This is a genomic window from Streptomyces sp. NPDC088794 (genome assembly GCF_044750545.1).
Taxonomy (GTDB): Bacteria; Actinomycetota; Actinomycetes; order Streptomycetales; family Streptomycetaceae; genus Streptomyces.
Genome location: NZ_JBIVKB010000008.1, coordinates 135,258 through 158,052, shown reverse-complemented (window position 1 = coordinate 158,052; position 22,795 = coordinate 135,258). Strand labels below are relative to the sequence as shown.

The 22,795-nt window shown below is 70.6% G+C and carries 20 protein-coding genes and 2 tRNA genes; 18 read left to right on the top strand and 4 right to left on the bottom strand.

Annotated features, from left to right (window positions below):
- Window positions 1–93: 93 nt before the first annotated feature.
- The gene (locus tag ACIP6U_RS23390; RefSeq protein ID WP_401720979.1) at window positions 94–1,305 is read left to right on the top strand and encodes a glycosyltransferase family 2 protein; all 1,212 of its coding nucleotides are present in this window, start codon (window positions 94–96) and stop codon (window positions 1,303–1,305) included.
- 55 nt (window positions 1,306–1,360) lie between these two features.
- On the opposite strand, the gene ACIP6U_RS23385 is transcribed toward ACIP6U_RS23390, so the two are convergent.
- Window positions 1,361–2,767, bottom strand: coding sequence for a polysaccharide pyruvyl transferase family protein (locus ACIP6U_RS23385; RefSeq protein ID WP_401720976.1), 1,407 nt, complete (start codon window positions 2,765–2,767; stop codon window positions 1,361–1,363).
- Window positions 2,768–3,001: 234 nt separating this feature from the next.
- Between ACIP6U_RS23385 and proB the strand changes: the two genes are divergently transcribed.
- The 5 genes from proB (at window position 3,002) to ACIP6U_RS23360 (ending at window position 7,877) form a co-directional block, all read left to right on the top strand.
- Entirely contained in the window at window positions 3,002–4,108 is a 1,107-nt protein-coding gene (proB, locus tag ACIP6U_RS23380) for a glutamate 5-kinase (RefSeq protein WP_401720973.1), read from the top strand.
- Between the two features lie 134 nt (window positions 4,109–4,242).
- Window positions 4,243–4,683, top strand: coding sequence for a hypothetical protein (locus tag ACIP6U_RS23375; RefSeq protein WP_401720971.1), 441 nt, complete (start codon window positions 4,243–4,245; stop codon window positions 4,681–4,683).
- A gap of 61 nt (window positions 4,684–4,744) precedes the next feature.
- Window positions 4,745–6,031, top strand: a complete 1,287-nt coding sequence (locus ACIP6U_RS23370) for a glutamate-5-semialdehyde dehydrogenase (protein WP_401720968.1) — start codon at window positions 4,745–4,747, stop codon at window positions 6,029–6,031.
- 69 nt (window positions 6,032–6,100) lie between these two features.
- Window positions 6,101–6,706, top strand: a complete 606-nt coding sequence (locus ACIP6U_RS23365; protein ID WP_401720966.1) for a hypothetical protein — start codon at window positions 6,101–6,103, stop codon at window positions 6,704–6,706.
- Window positions 6,707–6,806: 100 nt separating this feature from the next.
- The gene (locus tag ACIP6U_RS23360) at window positions 6,807–7,877 is read left to right on the top strand and encodes a hypothetical protein (RefSeq protein ID WP_401720963.1); all 1,071 of its coding nucleotides are present in this window, start codon (window positions 6,807–6,809) and stop codon (window positions 7,875–7,877) included.
- A gap of 382 nt (window positions 7,878–8,259) precedes the next feature.
- Here ACIP6U_RS23360 and ACIP6U_RS23355 read toward each other — a convergent pair whose 3' ends face one another.
- Entirely contained in the window at window positions 8,260–9,399 is a 1,140-nt protein-coding gene (locus tag ACIP6U_RS23355; RefSeq protein ID WP_401720961.1) for a M48 family metallopeptidase, read from the bottom strand.
- A gap of 124 nt (window positions 9,400–9,523) precedes the next feature.
- Between ACIP6U_RS23355 and ACIP6U_RS23350 the strand changes: the two genes are divergently transcribed.
- The 9 genes from ACIP6U_RS23350 (at window position 9,524) to ACIP6U_RS23310 (ending at window position 14,618) form a co-directional block, all read left to right on the top strand.
- Window positions 9,524–9,685 carry a hypothetical protein gene (locus tag ACIP6U_RS23350; RefSeq protein WP_185146190.1) on the top strand — a complete coding sequence of 54 codons (162 nt, stop codon included), beginning with the start codon at window positions 9,524–9,526 and terminating at the stop codon, window positions 9,683–9,685.
- A 110-nt stretch (window positions 9,686–9,795) separates the two neighbouring features.
- The gene (locus ACIP6U_RS23345) at window positions 9,796–9,960 is read left to right on the top strand and encodes a hypothetical protein (RefSeq protein ID WP_401720958.1); all 165 of its coding nucleotides are present in this window, start codon (window positions 9,796–9,798) and stop codon (window positions 9,958–9,960) included.
- 45 nt (window positions 9,961–10,005) lie between these two features.
- Complete coding sequence (gene nadD / locus ACIP6U_RS23340) at window positions 10,006–10,644, top strand: nicotinate-nucleotide adenylyltransferase (RefSeq protein WP_123999920.1); 639 nt, start codon at window positions 10,006–10,008, stop codon at window positions 10,642–10,644.
- 27 nt (window positions 10,645–10,671) lie between these two features.
- A complete protein-coding gene (locus ACIP6U_RS23335; RefSeq protein WP_401720956.1) occupies window positions 10,672–12,405 on the top strand; it encodes an LCP family protein in 1,734 nt (577 codons plus the stop codon).
- 101 nt (window positions 12,406–12,506) lie between these two features.
- Window positions 12,507–12,950: a ribosome silencing factor gene (gene rsfS / locus ACIP6U_RS23330; protein ID WP_401720954.1), complete on the top strand. Its 444-nt coding sequence runs from the start codon at window positions 12,507–12,509 to the stop codon at window positions 12,948–12,950.
- Complete coding sequence (locus ACIP6U_RS23325; protein ID WP_401720951.1) at window positions 12,950–13,621, top strand: histidine phosphatase family protein; 672 nt, start codon at window positions 12,950–12,952, stop codon at window positions 13,619–13,621. Before rsfS ends, ACIP6U_RS23325 begins: the two co-directional genes overlap by 1 nt.
- Before the next feature lie 94 nt (window positions 13,622–13,715).
- Window positions 13,716–13,788: transfer RNA gene (locus tag ACIP6U_RS23320), tRNA-Ala, on the top strand.
- 398 nt (window positions 13,789–14,186) lie between these two features.
- Complete coding sequence (locus tag ACIP6U_RS23315; protein ID WP_003976229.1) at window positions 14,187–14,420, top strand: hypothetical protein; 234 nt, start codon at window positions 14,187–14,189, stop codon at window positions 14,418–14,420.
- Window positions 14,421–14,545: 125 nt separating this feature from the next.
- Window positions 14,546–14,618 (top strand) — tRNA-Ala (locus tag ACIP6U_RS23310).
- An 83-nt stretch (window positions 14,619–14,701) separates the two neighbouring features.
- On the opposite strand, the gene ACIP6U_RS23305 is transcribed toward ACIP6U_RS23310, so the two are convergent.
- Window positions 14,702–16,315 (bottom strand): NADH-ubiquinone oxidoreductase-F iron-sulfur binding region domain-containing protein, encoded by a 1,614-nt coding sequence (locus ACIP6U_RS23305; RefSeq protein WP_401720948.1) that lies wholly within the window; start codon window positions 16,313–16,315, stop codon window positions 14,702–14,704.
- The gene (locus tag ACIP6U_RS23300) at window positions 16,312–17,640 is read right to left on the bottom strand and encodes a cytochrome b/b6 domain-containing protein (protein ID WP_401720945.1); all 1,329 of its coding nucleotides are present in this window, start codon (window positions 17,638–17,640) and stop codon (window positions 16,312–16,314) included. Before ACIP6U_RS23300 ends, ACIP6U_RS23305 begins: the two co-directional genes overlap by 4 nt.
- Before the next feature lie 415 nt (window positions 17,641–18,055).
- On the opposite strand from ACIP6U_RS23300, the gene leuS reads away from it, so the two are divergent.
- The 3 genes from leuS to ACIP6U_RS23285 all read left to right on the top strand — a co-directional run bounded on the left by leuS (window position 18,056) and on the right by ACIP6U_RS23285 (window position 22,777).
- On the top strand, window positions 18,056–20,938 hold the full coding sequence (gene leuS / locus ACIP6U_RS23295) for a leucine--tRNA ligase (RefSeq protein WP_401720943.1): 2,883 nt from the start codon (window positions 18,056–18,058) through the stop codon (window positions 20,936–20,938).
- A 186-nt stretch (window positions 20,939–21,124) separates the two neighbouring features.
- A complete protein-coding gene (locus tag ACIP6U_RS23290) occupies window positions 21,125–21,859 on the top strand; it encodes a hypothetical protein (protein WP_401720940.1) in 735 nt (244 codons plus the stop codon).
- 72 nt (window positions 21,860–21,931) lie between these two features.
- Entirely contained in the window at window positions 21,932–22,777 is an 846-nt protein-coding gene (locus ACIP6U_RS23285) for a DegV family protein (RefSeq protein WP_401720938.1), read from the top strand.
- Window positions 22,778–22,795: the final 18 nt, after the last annotated feature.

Genomic DNA, 22,795 nt, shown 5'->3' with positions numbered 1-22,795 from the left:
ACGTATCTCCAGGCAACCGTCCCGGCCGGTCGTCCGTCTTGCAGGTGTCGAGCGGATCGACCAGGGGGAAACTGCCAGTGACCAAGGGGAGACGTGACCGTGGCGCAGCCTGATGTGAGCGTGATCATCGGGGCGTACGAAGCGATGCCGTACCTGCTCGAGTGCCTGGCCTCCGTCGAGGCGCAGACCATCGACCCGGCGCGCATCGAGGTCATCGCGGTCGACGACGGTTCCACGGACGGCACGGGGGAGTGCCTGGAGGCCTTCGCGGCCCGGGCGCCGATGCCGGTCACCGTGATCCGGCAGGACAACTCGGGCGGCCCCAGCGGCCCGCGCAACGTGGGCCTCGGCAAGGCGGCCGGGCGCTACGTCTTCTTCCTCGACGCCGACGACCGGCTCGGCACGGAGGCGCTGGAGCGGATGGTCGCGGCGGCCGACCGCAACCGCACGGACGTGGTCCTGGGCCGGGTCGAGGGCGTCAACCGCAAGCCGCCGACGACGATGTGGGACCGGTCCTTCGACCGCACCGACGTCTTCTCCTCCAACATCAAGTTCACGCTGAGCGCGCAGAAGCTGTTCCGCCGGGAGTTCCTGGAGCGGCACGGCATGCGCTTCGACGAGTCGCTGTGGACCGGCGAGGACGCGCTGTTCACCATGGAGGCGTACCTGCGCGCCGACGGCGTCTCCGTGATCGCCGACTACACCTGCTACTACCTGGTGGGCCGCGACGACGGCAAGCACGTGACGAAGACCGGGAGTTACATCCTGCGCTTCGACTCCGCGCGCGCCCTGATGCGCCTGATCGCCGAGTTCGTGCCCCCGGGGGAGCGGCGGGACGCGCTGCTGGTGAGGCCCTTCCTGGTGACGCTGCTGCCGCAGTTCGGCGTCAAGTACCTGAGGAACAGCGAGAAGGTCAGGCGGCACAAGTTCGAGCTGGCGAAGCCGCTGATGGAGGAGTACTGGAGCGAGGGCATCGCCGCCCGGCTCCGGGTCGAGGAGCGCCTCAGGCTGCACCTGGTGGCCGAGCGACGGCCCGAACTCCTGCTGCCCGTCATAGAGTTCGTACAGGACAAGCAGGAGGCCGCCAGGCTCCTGGAGCGCAAGGGTCACCACCTCTACTTCGGCTACCCGTACTTCCGTGACGCGGCGATCGGCATACCCGACTGGATATACCTCGCCGCCCCGCGCGAGGCCCGCGGCTTCCCCGGCTACCGCGAGCACTCCGTCGGCTCCGTGCTGAAGAGGGCGGCCAAGAAGGCCCGCAAGGTGCTCCCGACCCCGGGCCGCACGGCCTCGGCCGCATGACGACGGCAACGGCCGTACAGCCAGGGGCTGTACGGCCGTATCGCTGCTGGTGTCTCTACTTGCCCGACTGAAGTGCCCGGCGGATCGGGCGGGCCACCACACGGCGGGCCCGACGGTAGACGGACGGTGTCGCGACCGCCTTCGCCGCCGCCGGCTTGGCCGCCTTGGCCGCACCTCGGGCCAGCTCCCGTCTCAACTGGGCGTTGTCCAGCGACAGTTCGGCGATACGGCTCTGAAGCCAGCCGAACCGGGAGGTCAGCGAGGAGATGTCCGCGTCGTTCCAGGGGCGGACGCCGGCCGGGAAGGACAGCTCCTTCATGCGGGCGTCGTGGGCCGCGCCGCCGTCGCCGTGCGCGAAGGTGTTCTCCAGGCCGTTACGGTCCAGGAACCCGGTGAACCGCTCGAAGCGTTCCTGGTGGTTGCCGACCAGGCCGCTGAAGTCGGCCTCCGCGTACAGCGCGGCCGGGTCCGCGGCCTCGGGGTGCTCGCGCAGCTTGTCGATCCGGCGGTGCGGGATCTCGAAGTAGCGGCACAGCTCCAGCGTGCGCGAGTCGCTGCACAGCACCGTGGCGGGCGTCCCCGCGAGCAGCGCCGCGATGTTGCCGTGGATGCGGGAGCCGAAGGAGAAGTCGTAGCCGCGCAGGTCGTCGATCCAGGTGATCGGGTCGATGTAGACGCGGGCCTTGCCCTCCCGGTACATCGGGTGGTCCGGGTGGGTCGGCATCGCGGTCACCGCCGCGTTCGGGTGGGACAGGTCCCGCCAGTGCAGCTGCTGCGCGTCGCTGAGGTTCTGGCCGATGAAGGTCAGGTGCGGATAGCGGGCGTGGGCGCGGGCGATGACCTGGTCCAGGCCCTGCTTCTGCACCGCGCTGTGCGAGCCGTTGACCGCGATCCGGGACTCGGCGGTGAGCTCCGCCGCGCCCTTCTGCACGGTCAGCTCCTTGCCGTACATGAACAGCGAGGGGCAGCCGATCAGTTCGACGTCCTGGAAGCCCAGGTCGCGCAGGTACTTCTCGGTGAACTCGCCGCGCACCCCGATCGAGGCGCTGCGGTCGAGGACGGCGGAGACGAAGGCGCGTACCGACTCCTCCATCGGCTTCAGCCGCGCCGCGTTGTAGTTCAGGCCCGCCTGCGCGCCTATGCCCAGCACCACGACCGGGATCTTCAGCCGGGATATCAGCCGGGTCAGCCGCTGCAGCTGGGGCTCGAAGGAGGGCCGGAACGCGTTGGCGAGGGGCACGACGAAGGCGTCGTACTCCTCGTTGATACGGTCGGCCGCCGCGATGTCGGTCCTGATGCCGTTCGAGACGACCTCGGTGTCCGGCGTCTGCAGGATCTTGTGGGAGGCGTCGCTGAAGATCAGGTTGCCCGAGTTTGTGGCGAAGACGTCTTGGTGGAGGGCCTGTTCGACCGGCACGACGTCGTACGGGCTCTTGCCCGACCTGAGGAGTATGCGCTTCACGCGGCGAACTGTAGGGGGCACAGAGTTCAACTTATGTTTGTGTCGCCTTTAATTTCTATAAGCAACCGGTGCAACCTTTTTGCCGTACGCGGGGCGTGAGGATGCCGTTACGCGATGATGTCCGGGGACTGGAATGCCCGCGCGCCGGGAAGCCCCGTTCGCGTAGATTGCCGGGCGGTGCAGCCCGAGCAGGCGAGGGGACGGAAGAGCAAGGTGGCAGGGGCAAGGCAGGCCGTGGCGCAAGCCCGCAGGATCGTCGTCAAGGTGGGCTCCTCGTCGCTGACCACCGCGGCCGGCGGTCTGGACGCCGACCGGGTGGACGCGCTCGTCGACGTCCTCGCCAAGAGCCGCGGCGGCGGGGAGCGGGAGGTCGTCCTCGTCTCCTCCGGGGCCATCGCCGCCGGACTCGCCCCGCTGGGCCTGCGCCGCCGCCCCCGGGACCTGGCCCGCCAGCAGGCCGCCGCCAGCGTCGGCCAGGGCCTCCTGGTCGCCCGCTACACCGCCTCCTTCGCCCGCTACGGCGTCCGTGTCGGACAGGTCCTGCTCACCAGCGACGACATGAGCCGCCGCGCCCACCACCGCAACGCCTCCCGCACCCTCGACAAGCTGCTCGCCATGGGCGCGCTGCCCGTCGTCAACGAGAACGACACCGTCGCCACCGACGAGATCCGCTTCGGCGACAACGACCGCCTCGCCGCCCTCGTCGCCCACCTCGTCCACGCCGACCTCCTGGTCCTGCTCTCCGACGTCGACGGCGTCTACGACGGCGACCCCAGCAGGCCCGGCACCTCGCGGATAGCGGAGGTCCGCCGGCCCGAGGACCTCGCGCACGTCGAGATCGGCAGCTCCGGCAAGGCAGGCGTCGGCACCGGCGGCATGGTCACGAAGGTCGAGGCGGCCCGGATCGCCGCCGCCGCCGGCATCCCCGTGGTGCTGACCAGCGCGGTGCACGCGGCCGAGGCGCTGTCCGGCGGCGACACCGGCACCTGGTTCCACGCCACCGGCAAGCGCTCCGCCGACCGCCTGCTGTGGCTCCAGCACGCCTCCACCCCCCAGGGCTCGATCACCCTGGACGACGGCGCGGTCCGGGCCGTCGTGGAGCGGCGCACCTCGCTGCTGCCGGCCGGGATCGCCTCCGTCGAGGGCGAGTTCAGCGCCGGGGACCCGGTCGAGCTGCGCGACTCCACCGGGCGCGCGGTCGCCCGGGGGCTCGTCAACTTCGACGCCAAGGAGATCCCCCAGCTGATCGGACGTTCGACGCGGGAGCTCGCGCGCGAGCTGGGCGCCGCGTACGAGCGTGAGGTCGTACACAGGGACGACCTCGTCGTCCTGCACCCGTAATTGGGCCGAAACGTCCGTCCCCCGGTGGTGGACGTTCCGCAAAAGTGCCACGCGGCGGCCCCCGGCCTGCTCAACTTTGTCCCAGGGACACAATCCGCGCGAGCACCGCTCGACCTTTGGTGAAGGAGGCCGTCGTGAGACGAGTGCGCCCCGGGGCCGCCTCCCGCGCGACCGGCGAGGAGCGGGCCCTGACCAGTGTCGCGGCCGGCGAGCGGTACACGGAGCCGGCGGACCTGCCCCGCCTGTGGCACATCACCCTCAGTGTCTCCGGCGACGAGACCCCGCTCACCGAGGTCCGCCGCGGCCTGGAGCAGCTCGCGCACGACCACCCCTTCCTGCTGACCAGCCGCTACGCCAACGACCACGCGGAGATCCGCTACTGGGAGGAGGCGCGCGACCTGCACGACGCGGCCGCCGTCGCGCTGCGCCTGTGGGGCGAGCACCGCCAGACCGCCAAGCTGCCGCCCTGGGAGATCGTCGGCCTGGAGGTCATCGACCGCCAGACCTACCACCAGCGCCTCGCCGAGGGATACGGCCCACCACCCGCCAGCCCGGTGGGGGTTCACCCCTTTTGAGCCCGTCTCGGGGTATGGGATACGCGCTGGACGCACCCGTCCGGAGCATTACGCTGCGGGCATGACCACGCTTTCGCCGTACGACTCCATGTCCCCGGTCACCCGGGCCGCCTACCGCGCCAAGTCCGCCGCCGCCGACCTCGCCCCGCTGCCGCGCGCGGACAAGGACGACGCGCTGCTCGCCGTCGCGGACGCGCTGGAGGTCCGCACGAGCGAGATCGTCGAGGCCAACGCCAAGGACATCGCCAAGGCCCGCGCGGCCGGCACCAGCGAGACGGTCATCGACCGGCTCACCCTCACCCCGGAGCGGGTGCGCGCCATCGCCTCCGACGTCCGGGACGTCGTCGCGCTGCCCGACCCGGTCGGCGAGGTCGTCCGCGGCTCGACCCTCCCGAACGGCATCGACCTGCGCCAGGTCCGCGTCCCGCTCGGTGTCGTCGGCATCATCTACGAGGCCCGCCCGAACGTGACGGTCGACGCCGCCGCCCTCTGCCTGAAGTCCGGCAACGCGGTCCTGCTGCGCGGCTCCGCCTCCGCCTACGAGTCGAACACCGCCCTCGTACGGGTCCTGCGGGACGCCGTGGGCGGTGCGGGCCTGCCCGCCGACGCCGTGCAGCTGGTGCCCGGTGAGAGCCGCGAGAGCGTGCGCGAACTGATGCGCGCCCGCGGCCTGGTCGACGTCCTCATCCCGCGCGGCGGCGCCTCCCTGATCCAGACCGTCGTCACCGAGTCCACGGTCCCCGTGATCGAGACCGGCGTCGGCAACTGCCACGTCTACGTCGACGCCCACGCCGACCTCGACATGGCCGTCGACATCCTGATCAACTCCAAGGCCCAGCGGCCCAGCGTCTGCAACGCCGCCGAGACCCTCCTGGTCCACCAGGACATCGCCGCCGAGTTCCTGCCGCGCGCCCTGGACGCCCTCGCCGAGGCCGGGGTGACCGTGCACGCCGACCCGCGGGTGCTGGCGTACGCGAAGGACTCCGAGGCGACCGTCGTCGAGGCCACCCTGGAGGACTGGGACACCGAGTACCTCTCCTACGACATCGCCGCCGCCGTGGTGGACTCCCTGGACAAGGCCGTCGAGCACATCCGGCTGTGGAGCTCCGGGCACACCGAGGCGATCGTCACCACCTCCCAGCAGGCCGCCCGCCGCTTCACCCAGTTGGTCGACTCCACCACGGTCGCCGTGAACGCCTCCACGCGCTTCACCGACGGCGGCCAGTTCGGCTTCGGCGCGGAGATCGGCATCTCCACCCAGAAGCTGCACGCCCGGGGCCCCATGGGCCTGCCGGAGCTGACCAGCACCAAGTACATCGTCACCGGCGACGGCCACATCAGGCGCTGAGCCGGCCATCGGCCGCCCGCCGACCGGGCGTCTCAGCAGGCGGATGAATTTCCATACCGTCTGCCCAAATTGACCCCCCAGGTCTACTCTGGAGAGGTGCCGGAGGACGTGGGGGGCACGCCGTTCCCTGACGGCTGGGAGCCCGACGACGACCACGACCGCGGAATGTCGGACGAAGAGTTCGCATCCGTGGTCTTCGACGAGGCCTTCGTCCGGGCGGCCGTGGTACACGAGCCGACCGCCGTCGAACGCCTGCTGGCCGCCGCCCAGGCGAGAGCGGAGGCCTCCGAGGCGGAAGCCCGCCGGACGCACGGCACGGGCGAGCGCTACGAGGACGGCTACGGCCGCACCGGTTTCGGCCAAGATCCCGAGCTCGACGACCTGGACGACACCGACGACCCACAGGGCTGGGAGCGTCGCTACGGCGCCCCGGGGACGTACGGCAAACAGGTCCGCTGGCACCGTCCCGTCGCCTGGATGCTCGCCCTCGTGATGGGCATCGGCATGGTCGCGCTGGCTTTCTCGGCGGTCTACCGGGGTGCCTCCTCGGGCGGCAGCCGCGACCGGGTGCCGGCGCCCGCCTCGACCGGTCTGGAGCAGGGCAGCGCACCGCCGCCGTCCGCGTCCGCCGACTACTCCCAGCCACCCGTCTCGGTCATCCCGCGCTCGCCCTGAGCGGCCCCCGGCCGCCGGTGTGCGGTCCTGGTGAGAACCTGTCAGAAGTTGTCGCACATCAGGGCGTTTACCTGAGCCTCCTGAGACCTACCCTGAAGATATGGGCGGGCCTGGAAACCCACCTGAGGGGACTCCCGAGGGCGGCCCCGGAGGTGGCGAGGACGAGTACCGATCCGTCGTCTTCGACGAGTCGTTCGTCCGTGCTGCCCGGCTCCAGGAGTTCTCCGCGCAGGAGCGCATCGCCGACCACGCGCCCGCCGTCCGCCGCCGCCCGCCGCTGCGCCGGGGCCTGTCCCGGCAGGCGCTGGTCCTGGTCCTGCTGATCGCGGTGGCCTTCGGCACCGCGATCTACATGGGCGTACGGCATCCCTACCAGTCACCCGCGACCGCGCAGCCCGTCGAGCCCCTGCGGATGACCGTCATCCCGCTCGCCCCGCAGACCGAGGTGCCCGGGGCGGCCGATCCCGAGTCGCTGTACGCGCACAGCCCCGCCGCGCAGTACCTGGTCGGCGCCGAGGGCATACCGCTGCCCGCCTCGCGGCGCACCGCGCACTTCTCCGACAGCCAGGTCGTCACCGCGCTGACCACGGCCAAGGACTACCTCGTACGGTCCTCGCTCTACCCCGACGTGATCAGCGGGCAGGACGTCCGGCCCGTACGGGTCATCCTCGACGGCGCCCAACTCGACCAGTTCGACCAGAGTTTCGAGCACCCGACCGCGGACGGGCGGCACGCGCCCACCGGATGGCTGGTTCGCTTCGACGCGCGCGAGGCGCAGCTCGCCGACCGGAAGATCCGGGTCCAGGGCACGCTCCAGGCCGCCGAGACGGACTCCTTCACGCTCGAGGTCACCGCCGACCACACCTTCGTCTACGCGCTGCGGCCGGCCGGCGCCGACGCCAGGACCCCGGCCTCGCTCTTCACCGTCCGGCGCGAGCTCCAGTTCCGCTTCGACCGCGACGACCTGCGCCTGCACCAGGCCCAGCTGGTCGTCTCCTACGTCCAGGCGGGCCCCCTGTCCTGCACGGACGACTCCACCAACCACCTCCACCCCCTGCTGGCCGGCGAGACGGCGAAGACGGGCGGCCCGGCAGGCACGAACCCCTACGCCACGGGCAGCGCGACGGCCCTGTGCGGAACCCTGGCGACGAGCGCGCAGCCGAGGGTGTAGCGGGCGGCTCACGGTGTGACGGGGCCGTCGAGGCGGGGCGGGGCGGGCTCCGTCGCGCCGTCCGGTGAACGGGCGGAATCCAGGATTCTCGCCGGTGGACGGCCCGGCGGCGGCCTGCTGCCTGCGGCGGCACGTCGGGCGTGGCCGACTCAGGCCAGACCGTCAGGTACGGGGGCGGGTGGGCCCGTGGACCCCGGCCCGTGCCGAGGCCGTGGGCCGGTTGGCGTCGCATGGAGGCGGCTCGCCGCGTTCGGCGGTGTGCCACGGGCCCACGCCAGGCCGTCCGGCCAGGGCGCAGGCCCGTCGGTTCGAGGCCACGCGGCCCGTGGACCCCGGACCCGGCCCAGGCGGGTGGGCCGGCGTCCGGTCGGTCGCCGTCCGGTCAGTCCTCGTCCCGCGGCGGGGTGTCCTTCGGGGGCTGTTCCGTGGGCGGGGTGTCCGTGGACGGGCCGTCCGAGGAGCCGTTCCCGCTCGGGGTCGAGGTGCCGAAGCCGCCGAAGCCGCGGCGGACCCGGCCGCCCAGGTCGCCGGCGCCGCCCGCGATGTCGCTGACGAGCTTCATCAGCGGGTCCTTGGAGGTCTTCACGTTGGTCGCGTAGCTCGCGGCGGACTCGCGGAAGGAGTCGGTGACCGAGGTGTTCTTGTCCTCGTCGCGGCGCGGGTAGTGGCCGTCCATCAGCCGCTGGAAGTCGCGGGACTCGGCCCACTTCTTCAGCTCGGCCGCGCGGACCGTGGTGAAGGGGTGGGTGCGCGGCAGCACGTTCAGGATCTTCAGCACCGAGTCGCGCAGGTCGCCGCCGGCCTCGTACTCCTCGGCCTGCTTCAGGAAGGCGTCCACGTTCATCTCGTGCAGGTGGTTGCCGCCCGCGATCTTCATCAGGCCGCGCATCGAGGCCGTCACGTCCTGGCCGACCAGCAGGCCCGCCCGGTCCGCCGACAGCTCCGACTTGCGGAACCACTCGCGCAGCGCCGTCACGATCGCCATGATCGCCACGTTGCCCAGCGGGATCCAGGCGACCCGGAGCGCCAGGTTGGTCAGGAACAGCAGGATCGTGCGGTACACCGAGTGACCGGACAGCGCGTGGCCCACCTCGTGGCCGACGACCGCCCGCATCTCCTCCTCGTCGAGCAGCTCGACCAGGCCGGTGGTGACGACGATGATCGGCTCGTCCAGACCGATGCACATCGCGTTGGGCTGCGGGTCCTGGCTGACGTACATCGGCGGGACCTTCTCCAGGTCCAGGATGTAACACGCGTCCCGCAGCATGTCGTTGAGGTGGGCGAACTGCTGGTCCGACACCCGCACGGAGTCGGACAGGAACAGCAGCCTGAGGCTGCGCTCCGGCAGCAGCCCGCTGAGTGCCTTGAAGACCGTGTCGAAACCGCTGAGCTTGCGCAGCGCCACCAGGGCGGAGCGGTCGGCCGGGTGCTCGTACGCCCGTGAGGAGATACCCGGGAAACGCCTGCGCTGCCTGCTCGGCACGTTCTCGTGTCCGTTGTGCTCGTGGCTGTCGTCGGACATGTCTTCCCCCAGCTGCCTGTGAGTGGCCCTTTGCTGACCCTTGTGCGGTCCTTTGCGCCCCCGAAGCCGGTCCCAGCCTAGGCGGAGTTACGGTGGACGGGCACTACACCGAAGGAGTCCCCGCATGCCGCACAACCCCCCGGCCGCCTGGCTCACCGACGCCGCGAGCGCGGCCGAGCAGCAAGGCGCCGGGAACCTGCTCCGGGTCGTACTGATCGTGATGATGCTGGGCTGTGTGCTGACCGCGTGGTTCCTGCTGCGTGGCTACAAGCGGAAAGACGACTGAGAGCCGTCCGAAGTTCCCTGACGGCGGAGTCGGCGTGATCGCCGCGTGGCCGCCCGCTTACCATGGGCCCGACATCTCTGTCCGCCCACACCGGATTGGTCCTGCCGAAGATGAGCTTCCACAGCACCGCAGCCCAGTTGGCCACCCTCGCAGCCGAGGGCGAGGAGCACGGCGGCAACCACGAGAGCCTCAGCCCCTACGTGACCGGCGGCGGCGCCTTCGTCCTCTTGATGCTCCTGCTGTGGATCACCACCCGCTTCAACCGTGACCGCTGAGCGGCCGGACGGGGTTCTCAGGCCGGGCCGGTAGGGTCTGCACGCATGGGAGAGCAGGACATGCCTACCGGTCCCGGCAACGCGCCGTCGACCCCCGGCAAGCGCCGTCTCGGCGTCATGGGCGGAACGTTCGACCCGATCCACCACGGGCACCTCGTGGCGGCCAGTGAGGTCGTCGCGCAGTTCGCCCTGGACCAGGTGGTGTTCGTCCCGACCGGCCAGCCGTGGCAGAAGACGCACCGCGACGTCTCGCCGGCCGAGGACCGCTATCTGATGACGGTGATCGCGACCGCGGAGAACCCCCAGTTCTCGGTGAGCCGCATCGACATCGACCGCGGTGGTCCGACCTACACCGTGGACACCCTGCGCGACCTGCGCGCGCTCAACCCGGACGCGGACCTCTTCTTCATCACCGGCGCCGACGCCCTGGGCCAGATCCTCACGTGGCGGGACTCGGAGGAGCTGTTCTCCCTCGCGCACTTCATCGGTTGCACCCGGCCCGGCCATCAACTGACCGACCGCGGACTCCCCGAGGGTGGTGTCTCTCTCGTGGAGGTTCCCGCACTCGCCATCTCCTCGACGGACTGCCGTGCGAGAGTCGCCAAGGGAGACCCCATCTGGTACATGGTGCCGGACGGTGTCGTGCGCTACATCGACAAGCGCGAGCTGTACGGCGGCGAGTGAGCGGCGAGTGAGCCGAGAGGGGCACCGGTGAACGACTCATACGACCCGGGGTACGGGGGCGACCAGTACGAACTCGTCGGCTACGACGAGTACGGACAGCCCGTGTACCGCCAGGTCCCGCCGCAGCAGCAGCCTCCGCAGCAGCCGTACGACCCGTACGCGCAGCAGCAGGGCTACGGCTACGACCCGTACGCGACGGGCCAGCAGGGTCAACAGGCCCAGCAGGGCCAGGCGGACCGGACGGGCCAGCAGCCCGCCGCGCCTGCGTACGACCCGTACGGCACCGGACAGCAGCCCGTCACGCCGTCCTACGACACCTACGGCGGCGGTGCCTCCTACGACCCCTACGGCCGGGCGGCGGCCGGCGCGCAGCAGCAGCCGCGGACCGCCGAGCAGACCGCCTACATCCCGCAGCAGGCGGGGCCGCCGGAGACGGACGAGGAGACGGAGGGCCCCGCGCGGGCCGACCGGGACTACCGCACCGAGCAGTTCGCCTTCGTGGAGGAGCCCGACGGCAACTCCGAGGACGTCATCGACTGGCTCAACTTCACCGAGAACCGCACCGAGCGCCGCGAGGAGGCCAAGCGCCGCGCCCACAGCCGGCTGGTCGCCCTGGTCGTGGTCCTCGCCCTGGTGGCGGCCGGCGGGGTCGGCTACCTCTGGTACGCCGGGAAGCTGCCGGGGCTCTCGGACTCGGACGGCACGAAGACCGGCACGGCGACGTCGGTGGCCGCCCAGAAGCGGGACGTCATCGTCGTACACCTGCACAACACCAAGAAGGGCGGCACCTCCACGGCGCTGCTCGTCGACAACACCACCACCAAGCAGGGCACCACCGTCCTGCTGCCCAACTCCCTGTCCGTGACGGACGACGACGGCAACTCGACCACGCTGGCCAAGTCCGTCGACGGCGACGGCTCCTCCGGCACCCGGGACGCGCTCGACACGGTCCTGGGCACCGACATCGAGGGCACGTGGCGGCTGGACACCCCCTATCTGCAGAACCTGGTCGACCTGGTCGGCAACATCGACGTCGACACCAATGCCGACGTCCCCGACCCGGCCGCCACCAAGAAGGGCACCGCGCCGCTCGTCCGCAAGGGCAAGGATCAGACCCTCAGCGGCGCCATGGCCATCGCCTACGCCACCTACCGCGGCCCGGGCGAGGCACAGAACGCGCAGCTGGAGCGGTTCGGGCAGGTCATGCAGGGCGTGCTGCGCAAGGTTTCCTCGGACGCGGGGGCCGCGACGACCACGGTGCAGACGCTCGCGCAGATCCTCGACCCCTCGCTCACCGACAAGGACCTCGGCACCTTCCTCGCCAAGCTCTCCGACCTCGCCAAGAGCGGCGACTACAAGACCGCGCTGCTGCCCGTCCAGAGCGACGGCACACTGAGCGCGCAGACCAGCGCCAGCGTCGTCAAGGACGTCCTCGGCGGCAGCGCCAAGAGCCCCGACCAGGGCTCCGCGGTGCGGGTGTCCGTGCAGAACGCCAGCGGCGTCAAGGACAACACCGAGAAGACCCGGGTCGTCCTCCTCAACGGCGGCTTCACCTTCCTGGAGGGCGGCACCCCGGCCACCACCCAGGCCACCACCAAGGTCGTCTACGCCGACGCCGCCGACAAGGAGAACGCCACCGAGGTCGCCAAGACCCTGGGCCTGTCCACCTCGGCGGTGAGCAAGGGCGACGCCTCCGCGAGCGCGGACGTCACGGTGATCCTGGGCCAGGACTACAAGCCCGCGTCGGCCGACGGGACGTAGTACCGGGCGTGGTGCCCCGCGTGATCCAACAATCACGTGGGGTACCCCCGGCGGTCCGTGAGACCCTTGGGGTCAAGTGCCCGCCGACCGAAAGCCATGTAGTGACCGCCACGGACCGCTCCACCGAGCTCATCACCGCCGCCGCTCAGGCGGCCGCCGACAAGCTCGCGCACGACATCATCGCCTACGACGTCAGCGACGTGCTGTCGATCACGGACGCCTTCCTGCTCGCCTCCGCGCCCAACGACCGCCAGGTCAAGTCGATCGTCGACGAGATCGAGGAGCGGCTCAACAAGCAGCTCGGCGCCAAGCCGGTGCGCCGCGAGGGGGACCGCGACGCCCGCTGGATCCTGCTCGACTACGTCGACATCGTCGTCCACGTCCAGCACAGCGAGGAGCGGGTCTTCTACGCCCTGGAGCGGCTGTGGAAGGACTGCCCCGAGCTGAAGCTGCCGGCCGACGCCGAGGCCACCCGCGGCAAGGCCGCCGAGCACGCCAAGGTGCGCGCCGCCGAGGAGGCGGCCGACCAGGGCGGTGATTGGTGATGGGCGCCACAGGTGAGGTCGCCGCGGGCCGTCCCGGCCGGGGCCGCCGCGTCATCCTGTGGCGGCACGGCCAGACCTCCTGGAACGTGGAGCGCCGCTTCCAGGGCACCACGGACGTCCCGCTCACCGAGACGGGCGTCGCCCAGGCCCGTCGCGCCGCCCGGCTGCTCGCCTCGCTGAACCCGGACGCGATCGTCGCCTCCGACCTCCAGCGCGCCGCGAACACGGCGGCCGAGCTCGCCGAGCTCACCGGCCTGGAGGTCACCCACGACGAGGGGCTGCGGGAGACCTACGCGGGCGTCTGGCAGGGGCTGACCCACGAGGAGATCATCGGGCGGCACGGTGCGGAGTACGCGGCGTGGAAGCGCGGCGAGCCGGTCCGTCGCGGTGGCGGTGAACTGGAGTCCGAGGTCGCCGACCGGGCCGCCCCCGTGGTGCTGAAGCACGCTGAGAAGCTGCCCGACGACGGCACGCTGGTCGTGGTCAGCCACGGCGGCACGATCCGCACCACCATCGGCCGGTTGCTCGGTCTGGAGTCCCACCACTGGGAGAGCCTGGGCGGTCTCTCCAACTGCTGCTGGTCCGTCCTGGGCGAGGGCGCCCGCGGCTGGCGGCTGATGGAGCACAACGCCGGCACGCTGCCGGAACCGGTGCTCGGCGACGACGACTGAAGCCCTGGTGGCCTGCCTGCCACCGGATTTCACTTTCCGGCAGGTCGCAGGCTAAAGTTCTTCTTGTTCGCCCCGCCGGTCGGGGAGGACGCGAGGGGCTATAGCTCAGTTGGTAGAGCGCCTGCATGGCATGCAGGAGGTCAGGAGTTCAATTCTCCTTAGCTCCACAGGAGACGATCGACAAGATCCCGTCCACCCACGAGGGGGGCGGGATTTTTCGTCACCGCTCTCTTGAGCGCTTCGAGGTCCGCAGGCGTATACCTCTTTGAGAGGGCGCCCCGGGTGAGCCGTGTCCGGACTGGTACTGAGGCGTCGCTGACCGTATAGGTCCGGCCGTGGCAGAATCAAACGGCCGGAAGGGGTCGCGGCCCGACGGGAGGGAGCAGTGATGCCTGCGAGCATCCTCAGGGAGGTCGGCCACCTCCCTGATGCAGCGTCGACACGGGACACGGTCACCCGGCTCAGCTGCCCTTCCTGCGGTTCCGCGCATGTCGCGCAAGTCCTCGGCGACAACGGCGGAATTTCCTACGTGTGCACGGCCTGCGGCCACAGCTGGAGCTGATCGATGGGTGCACACAGGCGAAAGTGCGACTGGTGCGGCAGTGGGACGCCGATCGTCCGCGACATGGAACCGGTCAATCCCGACTACCAGTACTGGTGCGAGGAGTGCGCGCGGGCGCTGATCATAAAGGGCGACCCGATCGAGACGTACCGCGAACTGGAGGGCGAGCCGATCTACGGCCGGCTTCTGGAGGAGCACTGCACGCTCAAGCGGTTCTACTCGTTCGTGACCGCTTGACGTGCGTGGCCGCTCGACGTCCGGTGGCGCTCGACCTCGTGGAGGACGGAAACGATTTGGTGCTCCACCGGGTCCACCGGTAATGTTGGCGTCGCCGCCGGGGGAACCCGGACGGAGCGTCACAAGGGGCTATAGCTCAGTTGGTAGAGCGCCTGCATGGCATGCAGGAGGTCAGGAGTTCAATTCTCCTTAGCTCCACAGAAGTTGGACAACTTCACAGCTGGTGAACGAAGAAGGCGGGCCATCCGATCGGATGGCCCGCCTTCTTCGTGTCCCCACTCTCAGCGGCCGAGCGCCCGCCGGCCACGGCCCTGGGAGAGGACCGGGAGGTTGCGGGCGGGTGCCTGCGGACGGGTGTCCTCCTCGATGCGCAGGGCGAGCGCCGGGCAACGGCGCACCGCGCGCAGTGCCTTGGCCTCCGCGTACTGCGGCACCTTCGCCTGGGCGACGGTGGGGAAGCCGTCGGCGCCGAGCTGGAACACCTCGGGGAGGATGTCCGCGCACAGGCCGTGGCCCCGGCACAGCGTCCAGTCGACGAAGATCTTCTGCCGGCTGCCGCCGCTGTCCTCTCCGGCGCCCTCGCCGCTCGTGATGCCCGCAGGGGTCCTGCCGCCCTCGAAGAGCGGCAGAACGCCCTCCACGGGCCGTCCGCAGCCATTCCCGAGGACGTGCGCCGCGAGGTCGTCGGTGAACGCCTTGATGGTCGACTCCAGGAACATCGCGGAGCCGTCGGGGTGGGAGCAGGCGCCGCGCCGCTTCACGTTCTTGGCGACCTGCTTGAGGGCTTCCAGGGCGGCCGGACCGCCGCCGTTGATGATGTCCTCCATGCCGCGCGCGGCGGCGGGCAGGCCGAGGTAGCAGGGACCGCACTGGCCCGCGCTCTCCTCCGCCAGCCACTGCGCCACGCGCAGCGACTCGCCCAGCGGACAGGTCTCCTGGGTGATCGGCAGGATGGCGCCGGCACCGAGCGCACCGCCCACCGCGTCCAGGGAGTTGCGGGAGACGATCGCCTCGTTGACCGTCGCCGCGTCGATCCACTTGCCGTGGTAACCGCCCGTCAGCACACCCTGGGGCACCGGCGGGGCGCCGGCCAACTGCAGGACGTAGCGCAGCGGTACGCCCGTGGGGACCTCGATCACCATGGGGCGCGCGACCGCGCCGGAGACCGTCAGCATGACGGTGCCCGGCTCGTCGTAGAGGCCGGTGTTGCCGTAGCGCTCGGGGCCGATGCGGGCGGCGATGGCGAGTTGGGCGAACGTCTCGGCGTTGGAGAGCAGGGTCGGGGCGCCGCCGACGCCGTTCTGCGAGGCGCTCACCTTGCGGCCGGGCGGGATCGCCGGGCCGCCGTCGATCGAGCGGATCAGCGACGCGGCGGCGCCGGTGACCATGCGGACCGGGTTGCGCTGGACGAACGCCTTGAGCGCGGAGCGACGGCTGTTGCTCAGGCCGCGTTCGGCGAGCGCGGCCTCCATCGAGCGCTGCGTCGACTCCCGGGTGACCCCCACCACGAGCGTGCGGGCACCCAGGGCCTCGGCGACCAACAGGGCGCCGTCCAGGATGAGATGCGGGGCACGGTTGATGAGCACCGTGTCCTTGCGGCAGGCCGGCTCGTCCTCGCTGCCGTTGACGACGACGACCGGCCGTACGCCGCGCTTGATCGCCGCTTCGGCGACCGAGCGCAGCTTCTTGTGGAAGGGGAAGCCCGCGCCGCCGCGGCCCTTCAGGTTGATGGCTTCGGACAGCTTCGCGAGCTGTTCGCCGCCCAGGGGTTCAAGCGGCCCGTGCACCTTGAGGTGCATGGGCAGGTCGAGTCGTTCGACAAGGTCGAAGCCTGACGTGAGCTGGGGAAGTCCGACCACGCGGACTTCTGGTACGTCGGGCAGGGCCTCGTTCACCTATAGCCTCCGGAAGGCGTGTTCCAAGGTTCGCCCGATCCCGGATTGTCGAAGGACGATCCGGGTGATGGTTCATTGGCGGGACCGCTGTTGTACGTGTCGTCCGGGTTGTACGTGCCATAGGCACCGGTTGACTCACCGGTGTTGTACGCATCACTTCCGCCGTACCCGGCGTTGCCCGAATTGCCATAGGTCGGGATGTTGTATCCCGTGTCCTGGAGCGGGTCGTACGCCGACGGGGGTGCCTCACTGAGCGGCGGCGGGGACGGCACGGGCCAACTGCCCGTGGCGTTGGTGCCGTTGTCGACGCGCTGGAACGACCCCGTGTCCTGGACGTCCATGGGCAGGTTCATACGGGCGGTCTGGTCGAAGGGCTGCCGGCCGTCCTGCGGGGGCGTGGCGGCCCGGTAGGCGGCCGCGAAACCGCCGGTGGACTCCGGGCTCATCGTGCGCGACGGGGCGTCGTAGTACGAGGGGGAGGGGCGGTTCATCGGGTCGCCCTGCTGCGCCCTCGCATTCTCGTAGCCCGGCAGCGCCGAGCCGGAGCGGGAGTCGGACCGGGAGTCGGAGCGAGGGCCGCCGGAGGTCTCCGCCATCCGGGCCCGGCTCGCCTCCAACTCGTCGCGGCCGGACCGCTCCTCGGTGCCGAGGACCGCCATGATCCGGTCGGTGATCTTGCGCTTGACCGGACGCGGCGCGGCGCGCAGCGCCAAGGCCACGATGACGGCGATCAGGCAGAGGCTGTACATGATCGTGAACTGGGGCTTCGCCGCGCGACCCGCGTAGAGGCCGTGCACCAGCGAGAGGCCCCAGGCCGGGTACGCCAGCATGTGCATCGCGCGCCAGCGGGCCGCGACGGGGGCGGGGGCGGCGAATTGGCTGCGCAGGGCGCCGGTGATGCCCACGAAGATCATCAGCAGGCCGGCCAGCGAGCCCATGCCGATCAGTCCGGCGCTTCCGGAGACGCCGAGCGAGAACGGGACGAGGGCGGCGATCAACTGGGTGTGGTCCAGCGCGATCTTCGTGGTGATGTGCAGCAGCAGGAACGCGATCGAGGCGACCGCGGTCGTCCGGTGCACCGCTTGCCCGATGATGCGCTGGCGCGTGTTCAGCAGGATCCGGTCCTGGGCGACCAGGCCCCAGATCACCGAACAGCTGAGGGAGACGAGGCACAGGACTCCCGCGCCGAAGTTCAGGAAGTCGCGGAACCGGTTACCTCCCACCAGCACGATCACGGGTATGAGGAGCAGGACGACAGCCGACGCCACCCCATAGGCCGAACGGCCTGTCTTGGGGAGCGAGCTGTTACTACGACGAGCGTTCATGGGGGCAACTCCGAGCAGTTCGGGAAGGCGGTCCCGCTGCCGCACTCTAAGTGGAGCCATACCGATCGGTACGAGGTTTGAGTTATTGCGTTGTTACCAAAGGGGCATGCGCTTGTTGCGATGTCCCTTTAGCGTCTGTTACGCGAAGTAACCATTGGCCATGGTTCGGTTCTCCTGCCGTGCGGCGGTCGTGTCTCACAGCCATACGGAAGCGCGTCGCGGCTTGCTCAACCGCTGCGGTACTCTGACCGCATGCGTGCCGTACGCCTTCTGCTTAGCGAGCCGCGCTGATCAGTCCCGACCGCCACTACCGGCAGGTCGGCATCGGCGCGGCATCCCCTCCTGTGCGAGGGGATTTTTCGTTTCCGAACGATACAGCCGCCGGGCAGAGACGATCGATGGAGCTTTGAGGATCATGAGCGAGATGAACCCCGCTGCCGCCGCCGAGGCGGCGGCGCCGCACCGCTACACGGCCGCCATGGCCGCTGACATCGAGGCACGCTGGCAGGACTTCTGGGGCGCCGAGGGCACCTACGCGGCGCCGAACCCCAAGGGCGACCTGGCCGGTGACCCGGCGATCGTCGCGCGGCCCAAGAAGTTCATCATGGACATGTTCCCGTACCCCTCCGGTGCGGGCCTGCACGTCGGCCACCCGCTGGGCTACATCGCGACCGACGTCTTCGCCCGCTTCCAGCGCATGACCGGGCACAACGTCCTGCACACCCTGGGCTTCGACGCCTTCGGCCTGCCCGCCGAGCAGTACGCGGTGCAGACCGGCACGCACCCGCGCGTGTCCACCGAGTCCAACATCGTGAGCATGAAGGCCCAGCTGCGCCGGCTGGGCCTGGGCCACGACCGGCGCCGGTCGTTCGCCACGATCGACCCCGAGTACTACAAGTGGACCCAGTGGATCTTCCTGCAGATCTTCAACTCCTGGTACGACATTGAGGCGGACAAGGCCCGTCCGATCGCCGAACTGATCGCCCAGTTCGAGACCGGTGAGCGCGCCGTACCGAGCGCCGACGGCACCACGCGCGCGTGGCAGGAGCTGAGCGCCGTCGAGCGCGCCGACATCCTGGGCGAGTACCGCCTGGCGTACGCCTCGGACGCGCCGGTCAACTGGTGCCCCGGTCTGGGCACCGTGCTGGCCAACGAGGAGGTCACCGCCGACGGCCGCTCCGAGCGCGGCAACTTCCCGGTCTTCAAGGCCAAGCTGCGCCAGTGGAACATGCGGATCACCGCGTACGCCGACCGGCTGCTGGACGATCTGACCGAGCTGGACTGGCCCGAGGCCATCAAGCTGCAGCAGCGCAACTGGATCGGCCGCTCCGAGGGCGCCCGCGTCGACTTCCCCGTGGACGGCGAGGACATCACCGTCTTCACCACGCGCCCCGACACCCTGTTCGGCGCGACCTACATGGTGCTGGCGCCCGAGCACCCGCTGGTCGACAAGTTCACCCCGGCCGCCTGGCCCGAGTCCACGCACGACGTGTGGACCGGCGGCCACGCCACCCCGGTGGAGGCCGTCGCCGCGTACCGCGCGCAGGCCGGCGCCAAGTCCGACGTCGAGCGGCAGGCCGAGGCCAAGGACAAGACCGGTGTCTTCACCGGCGCGTTCGCGACCAACCCGGTCAACGGCGAGCGGATCCCCGTCTTCATCGCCGACTACGTGCTGATGGGCTACGGCACCGGCGCGATCATGGCCGTCCCGGCGGGCGACCAGCGCGACTTCGACTTCGCGCGCGCCTTCGAGCTGCCGATCCACTGCATCGTGGAGCCGACCGACGGCCGCGGCACCGACACCTCGACCTGGGAGAACGCCTTCGGGTCGTACGACGCGAAGATCATCAACTCCTCGAACGACGACATCTCCCTGGACGGCCTGCCCGTCGCCGAGGCCAAGGCGCGCATCACCGAGTGGCTGGCCCGCAAGGGCATCGGCGAGGGCACCGTCAACTTCCGCCTGCGCGACTGGCTGTTCAGCCGCCAGCGCTACTGGGGCGAGCCCTTCCCGATCGTCTACGACGAGGACGGCACCGCCCGTGCCCTGCCCGAGTCGATGCTGCCGCTGGAGCTGCCCGAGGTCGAGGACTACTCCCCGCGCACCTTCGACCCGGACGACGCCGACACCCAGCCCGAGACACCGCTGTCGCGCAACGCGGACTGGGTCAACGTCACCCTGGACCTGGGCGACGGCCCCAAGAAGTACCGCCGCGAGACCAACACCATGCCCAACTGGGCCGGTTCGTGCTGGTACGAGCTGCGCTACCTGGACCCGCACAACAGCGAGCAGCTGGTCGACCCCGAGATCGAGCGCTACTGGATGGGCCCGCGCGAGGGCCAGCCGCACGGCGGCGTCGACCTGTACGTCGGCGGCGCCGAACACGCCGTACTGCACCTGCTGTACGCCCGCTTCTGGTCCAAGGTGCTGTTCGACCTGGGACACGTCTCCTCGGCCGAGCCCTTCCACAAGCTGTACAACCAGGGCATGATCCAGGCCTTCGTCTACCGCGACAGCCGCGGCTTCGCCGTACCGGCGGCCGACGTGGAGGAGCGCGACGGCGCCTACTACTACGAGGGCGAGCAGGTCTCCCGGCTGCTGGGCAAGATGGGCAAGTCCCTGAAGAACGCGGTCACTCCGGACGAGATCTGCGCCGAGTACGGCGCCGACACCCTGCGCCTGTACGAGATGGCCATGGGCCCCCTGGACGTCTCGCGGCCGTGGGACACGCGCGCGGTGGTGGGCCAGTTCCGGCTGCTGCAGCGGCTGTGGCGCAACATCGTCGACGAGGCGACCGGCGAGATCACCGTCACCGGCGCCGAGCCCGACGAGGAGGCGCTGCGCGCCCTGCACAAGGCGATCGACGGCGTGCGCCAGGACCTGGAGGGCCTGCGCTTCAACACCGCCATCGCCAAGGTCACCGAACTGAACAACCACCTGACCAAGACGCGCGGTTCACTGCCGCGGACGATCGCCGAGCCGCTGGTGCTGCTGATCGCGCCGCTGGCCCCGCACATCGCCGAGGAGCTGTGGCGCCTGCTGGGCCACACCGACTCGGTCGTCCACCAGGACTTCCCGGTCGCCGACCCGGCGTACGTCGTCGACGAGACCATCACCTGTGTCGTGCAGATCCGCGGCAAGGTCAAGGCCCGCCTGGAGGTCCCGCCGTCCATCTCCGACGAGGAGCTGGAGAAGGTCGCGCTGGCCGACGAGAAGGTCGTGGCGGCGCTGGAGGGCGCGGGCATCCGCAAGGTGATCGTGCGGGCGCCGAAGCTGGTGAACATCGTTCCGGCGTAGCGCTCCGCGGTGACGCCCGGCGCTGGACGCGATGGGCAGCGGTAGGCATGGGCACCGGAGTCGTGGGTACGGCTCCGGGTAGTCCCCTACGGGCAGGTTCGGGGTTTTTCTGGAACTCCGGGTCTGCCCTTTGCGTTTACCGTGGAAGAGCGGCGCGACGACCGTCGCGACGCCGGAGGAGGAGTGGTGGAAGCCGTGATCGCAGTGCTCGCCCTGCTCTTCGTTCTCTTCCTGGTGCTCGGCGCCTACGCGACGGTGAAGGTGATCGGCGCCGCCAAGCGCGGCGTGGACCGCACCATCGGCGAGGCCCGCCGCACGGTCGAGGACCACACCCTGCGCGCCAAGACGTTCGTCCAGCAGGGCCCGGCGGGCGAGGTCGCCCAGCTGCGCCTCAAGTTGCGTACGTCGATGCGCGCCACCCAGGACGCCCTGCGCGCGGGTGCGAGCGCGGACGAGTCCCTCAAGGAGTCCCTCGCCCTCTTCCAGCGGCTCAGCGCGCACGGCCACGAGCTGGACGGCGAGCTCAAGCGCCTGGAGTCCGACCCCGATCGCGCCACCCTCACCCAGCGGCTGCCCGATCTGCGCGCCCGCACCGCGCGCATCACGGAGTCGGCCGACTCCCTGCGCTGGGCGGTCCGCGACCGGGCCCACCGGTTCGCCGAGGACGATCTGGACTCGCTGAGCTCACAGATAGACATGGAGGCCGGCGCCCTGCGGCACTGGACGAAGGCGGAGCCGCACAGCACCCCGACGCCGTGGCCCGAGGCCCCGGCCGCCGACGCGGCGGCCTCGCAGCAGACCTGGCCGGAGACACCCGGCTCGCGCTCCGCCGAGGAACCGACCCGGACCGCGATCACCCCGCCCGGCCGGCGCCCCACCTACCCCTGGCAGAAGAAGCCCCGCCCGGAGAGCACGACTTGATCCGGTCAAAGACTGCCCAGGTGAGCGGGCCCGGGCTGCCGCCCACGCGCTACGGCAGGTAACCTCCAGCTCATGTCCCGCCATGTCGCGATCGTCACCGATTCAACGGCCTACCTGCCGCCGCGGACGATGGAGCGTCATGGCATCACAGCGGTTCCGCTGACCGTGGTCCTCGGCAATCAGGCGCTGGACGAGGGCACCGAGATCTCGACCCGCTCGCTGGCCCAGGCGCTCCAGAAGCGGCGCCCCGTCACCACCTCGCGCCCCAGCCCCCAGCTCTTCGCCGAGACCTACCGCAAGGTAGCGGAAGCGGGCGCCACCGGCATCGTCTCCCTCCATCTCTCCGCCGAACTCTCCGGCACCTACGACGCCGCCGTCCTCGCCGCGCGCGAGGCACCGGTGCCGGTGCGCGTCGTGGACACCGGGATGATCGCGATGGCCCTCGGTTTCTGCGCACTCGCCGCCGCGGAGACCGCGGAGGCGGGCGGCACGGTGGACGAGGCGGTCACGGCGGCCGAGAAGCGCGCCGCCGGCACCTCCGCCTACTTCTACGTCGACACCCTCGACTATCTGCGCCGCGGCGGCCGGATCGGCGCCGCGCAGGCCCTGCTGGGCTCGGCACTGGCCGTGAAGCCGCTGCTGAAGCTGGAGAACGGCCGGATCGAACCCCTGGAGAAGGTCCGCACGGCGTCCAGGGCGATCGCCCGCCTGGAGGAGATCGTGGCCGACCGGGCCGGCAACGCGCAGGTCGACATCGCGGTCCACCACCTTGCCGCGCCGGACCGCGCGGCGGCCTTGGCTGACCGGTTGCGGGCGCGGGTGCCGGGGCTGGCGGATCTGCATGTGAGCGAGGTGGGAGCGGTGATCGGGGCGCACACCGGGCCCGGGTTGTTGGGGGCGGTGGTCTCGCCTCGGTGAGGTGCAGTGCGGTGAGGT